Below are 4,070 nucleotides of genomic sequence, written 5' to 3'. Positions count from 1 at the left end.
GGATGAGGATCTTGTCACTATGGATGTCGGTCATCGGGGCAGCCTGCAGTTCGAAAGTCTGAAAAAGCAGAACRCCCACTTGCGGCGGGCGTCCTGGGTCACCTGGAGCGAGCGCCTTAGGCGTCGGTCAGGCGGTAGTTCGGCGCTTCCTTCGTGATCTGGATGTCGTGCGGATGCGCTTCGCGCACACCGGCACCGGTCACCTTCACGAACTGGGCCTTCTCGTGGATCTCGTCGATATTGGCCGCGCCCATGTAACCCATGGAGGCACGCAGGCCGCCCATCATCTGGTGGATGATGTTGTGCAGCGGGCCACGGTACGGCACGCGACCTTCGATGCCTTCCGGCACGAGCTTGTCGGCGTCGGCTTCGTCCTGGAAGTAGCGATCCTTCGAGCCGAGCTGCATGGCGCCGATGGAGCCCATGCCGCGGTAGCTCTTGTACGAACGGCCCTGGAACAGCTCGACTTCGCCCGGTGCCTCTTCGGTGCCGGCGAACATGGAGCCGAGCATGACCGAGGACGCGCCGGCGGCAAGCGCCTTGGGGATGTCGCCCGAATAGCGGATGCCACCGTCGGCGATCAGCGGGATCTCACCCTTGAGGGCCGTGGCCACCAGGTCGATCGAAGTGATCTGCGGCACGCCGATACCGGTGACGATACGGGTGGTGCAGATCGAGCCCGGACCCACGCCGACCTTGACCGCGTCGACACCGGCGCCGAGCAGCGCGCGCGCCGCCTCGCCCGTGACGATGTTGCCGGCAATGACCTGGACGTGCGGGTAATGCTTCTTGACCCAGCCCGCACGGTCGATGACCGCCTGCGAGTGGCCGTGGGCGGTATCGACCACGATCACGTCCACGCCGGCATCGACCAGCGCTTCGATGCGCTGTTCGGTATCGCCACCGACGCCGACGGCCGCACCGACCACCAGGCGTTCGTGGGAGTCCTTGGCGGCGTTGGGGTTGTCGCGGGCTTTCTGGATGTCCTTGACCGTGATCAGGCCGCGGAGCTGGAAGCCGTCGTTGACGACGAGGACCTTCTCGATGCGGTTGCGGTGCAGCAGTTCCAGCACTTCGTCGTGCGAAGCGCCTTCCTTCACCGTGATCAGGCGGTCTTCCCGGGTCATGATGTTGCGGACCGGGTCGTCGTGCTTGCGCTCGAAGCGCAGGTCGCGGCTGGTGACGATGCCGACGAGCTTCTCGCCGTCGACCACCGGCACACCGGAGATGTTGTGTGCGCGGGTCAGCGCCATGACTTCGCCGATCGAGGTATCCGGGCGCACCGTGATCGGGCTGCGGATGACGCCGGCTTCGAACTTCTTCACCAGGCGTACTTCAGCGGCCTGGAGCAGCGGGGTCATGTTCTTGTGGATGATGCCGATGCCGCCGTTCTGCGCCATGGTGATGGCGAGGCGGGCCTCGGTGACGGTGTCCATGGCAGCGGACACGATGGGGATATTCAGGCGCAGACCGCGCGTGAAGCGCGTCGAAGTGTCCACGTCGCGAGGCATGACCGTGGAGTGGCCGGGTACCAGAAACACGTCGTCGTAAGTGAGTGCCTCAGCAAGGATGCGCATGAGCATTAGTCCCGCGAGTAAATCGCGGCATTATACCGTGCGTTGCAACAAAACGACACTACGCGTCGATGGCCTCAGCCGCCTCGAGCGTATTCTCCATCAAGGTCGCCACGGTCATCGGGCCAACGCCGCCCGGCACGGGAGTGATCCACGACGCCCGCTCGGCGGCGGGCGCGAACTCGACGTCGCCGACCAACCGTCCGTCCTCGAGCCGATTGATACCGACATCGATGACCACGGCGCCCGGCTTGACCCACTCACCCTTGACCAGCCCCGGCTTGCCGGCCGCGACGACGAGGATGTCCGCCTGACCGACAAATCCTTCGAGATTTTGCGTGAACTTGTGACAGCAAGTCACTGTACAGCCAGCAATTAGAAGCTCAAGTGCAAGCGGCCTACCGACGTGATTGGACACCCCCACGATCACGGCGTGGCGTCCGCGGACCGGATGATCGGTATGCCCAAGCAAGGTCATGACGCCCTTGGGCGTACACGGACGCAGACCGAAACGACGCAGCGCAAGGCGTCCCACATTCACGGCCTGGAACCCGTCGACATCCTTACCCGGGTCGATGCGATCGACCAGCGCGTCTTCGTCGATATGGTCCGGCAACGGAGACTGCACGAGGATGCCGTGGACGGCGGGGTCGGCATTGAGATTGTCGATGAGAGCGAACAGCTCTTCCTGAGTCGTCGTCGCCGGCAGGTCGTAGCCGAACGACTCAAAGCCCACCTGCTGGCAGGCCTTACGCTTGTTCTTTACGTAAACCGCGGAGGCCGGATCCTCGCCAACCAGCACCACCGCGAGACCGGGCTTCCGTCGACCCTCGGCAACGCGCTTGGCGACCCGCCGCCCGATGTGCTCGAGCAGTTCGTGGGCGATGCGTTTGCCGTCGAGGATGCGTGCGGTCATGAAGGATCTGCCCTGCGAAAACGAGACATTATCGCTGCAAAGCCGCATGCGTAGATAGCCGGGTCCGCGGAACCGGAGGCGTGCATACTTCCCGCATGACTCTAGATACCTTGCCCTATCCGCACGACCTCACCGACGGCGTCGTCAGCCTCCGCGCACATCRCATGGCCGATGCGCCGAGCCTTGCCGACGCCGTACGTGAGTCGGTTTCGACTGTCGGTCGCTGGCAAGACTGGTGCACGAGTTCCTATGACACCCCGGCGGCCGACAACTGGATCGGTATATGCCGGCAGGCGTGGCTCCTCGGCGAGGGTTTCGAAATGCTCATCGTCGACGCCAGCACCGACGCCATCCTCGGCGGCATGGGAGTCAATCACTTCAACCGCGAGCATCGCCTGGCGAACCTCGGGTATTGGGTGAGAGAGTCAGCACAAGGTACTGGTATTGCAGGTCATTCAGGCCGACTTGCCGCTCGCTTTGCCTTCGAAACGGTAGGCATTTCGCGCCTTGAGATCGTGGTCGCGCACGACAACCTGGCGAGTCGCAGAACAGCTGAACGCATCGGAGGTACATTCGAAGGAATGTTACGTAACCGACTTGTTTTAAAAGGTAAATCAGTAGACGCAGCCATGTACTCCGTCATTCCCAGCGACCTGCTCGTGTAGGAGCCGATGCCTCGGTTCCTACCCCGCCGCTGCACACATTCGCTCGAGGTCGACGTAACCGGTAAACCGGGCGTCGCGGCTGCATCCCGGGCATGCCGGATCGCGCTTCAACGTCAGTTCGCGAAAACGCATGCCGAGGGCGTCATACGTGAGCAACCGTCCGACGAGAGGCTGACCGATACCCAGGATCAGCTTCATCGCCTCGGTCGCCTGCACCAGCCCAACCAGGCCCGGCAGCACGCCGAGCACGCCGGCTTCGCTGCAGTTCGGCGCGTCCGCTGCGGCGGGCGGCTCGGGGAACAGGCAGCGATAACACGGCGAATCCTCGCGGCGCGGATCGAACACACTCGCCTGCCCCGTGAATCGCTCGATCGCCGCGTAGACCATGGGGATGCCGAGCCGGCGTGTCGCGGCAGCCAGGAGGTAGCGCGTCGCGAAATTGTCGGCGCCGTCGATGACCACCTCGTGGTCACCAATCAGAGCTTCCACGTTGTCCGCACGCAGGCGTTCGTTCACGGCGCGCACGTGGATACGGGGGTTCAACGCAGCAAGCGTCATCCGCGCGGACTCGACCTTGCTCATGCCGACGCGGGCATCCGCATGGACGACCTGACGATGCAGGTTGGAGCGCTCGACACGATCATCGTCGATGATGGTGATATGACCGACGCCGGCCGCGGCCAGGTAGAGCAGCGCGGGCGCACCGAGTCCACCCGCTCCGATCACGGCCACGCGGGCATCGGCCAGCCTCGCCTGCCCGGCTTCGCCCACCTGCGGCAGCAAGACCTGGCGTGCGTACCGCTCGGCGGCGTCGGCATCGAGCGAACCAGCAACCACCGGCAAGCCGGCAGCCTTCCAGGCGCCAACGCCACCCGCAACGGATGAGACGCTCCGATAGCCCATACGCTGCAGGGC

Annotated in this window: 4 protein-coding genes; 1 reads left to right on the top strand and 3 read right to left on the bottom strand. The window is 64.3% G+C overall.

The window, feature by feature from the left end; translation table 11 throughout:
* Window positions 1-116: 116 nt before the first annotated feature.
* Window positions 117-1,577, bottom strand: a complete 1,461-nt coding sequence (guaB, locus tag AC1DT2_RS17005; RefSeq protein ID WP_063571355.1) for an IMP dehydrogenase — start codon at window positions 1,575-1,577, stop codon at window positions 117-119.
* Window positions 1,578-1,635: 58 nt separating this feature from the next.
* Complete coding sequence (folD, locus tag AC1DT2_RS17000; RefSeq protein WP_213947307.1) at window positions 1,636-2,490, bottom strand: bifunctional methylenetetrahydrofolate dehydrogenase/methenyltetrahydrofolate cyclohydrolase FolD; 855 nt, start codon at window positions 2,488-2,490, stop codon at window positions 1,636-1,638.
* 80 nt (window positions 2,491-2,570) lie between these two features.
* On the opposite strand from folD, the gene AC1DT2_RS16995 reads away from it, so the two are divergent.
* The gene (locus AC1DT2_RS16995; protein WP_477297643.1) at window positions 2,571-3,155 is read left to right on the top strand and encodes a GNAT family N-acetyltransferase; all 585 of its coding nucleotides are present in this window, start codon (window positions 2,571-2,573) and stop codon (window positions 3,153-3,155) included.
* Window positions 3,156-3,173: 18 nt separating this feature from the next.
* On the opposite strand, the gene moeB is transcribed toward AC1DT2_RS16995, so the two are convergent.
* Window positions 3,174-4,070 (bottom strand): molybdopterin-synthase adenylyltransferase MoeB (gene moeB / locus AC1DT2_RS16990; protein ID WP_477297642.1); only part of this gene is annotated, 897 nt, incomplete at its 5' end.

Source organism: Luteibacter sp. P4_E6 (assembly GCF_056401535.1).
Note: the sequence above shows the minus strand (reverse complement) of the source record. Positions and strands in the feature narration are given on the sequence as shown.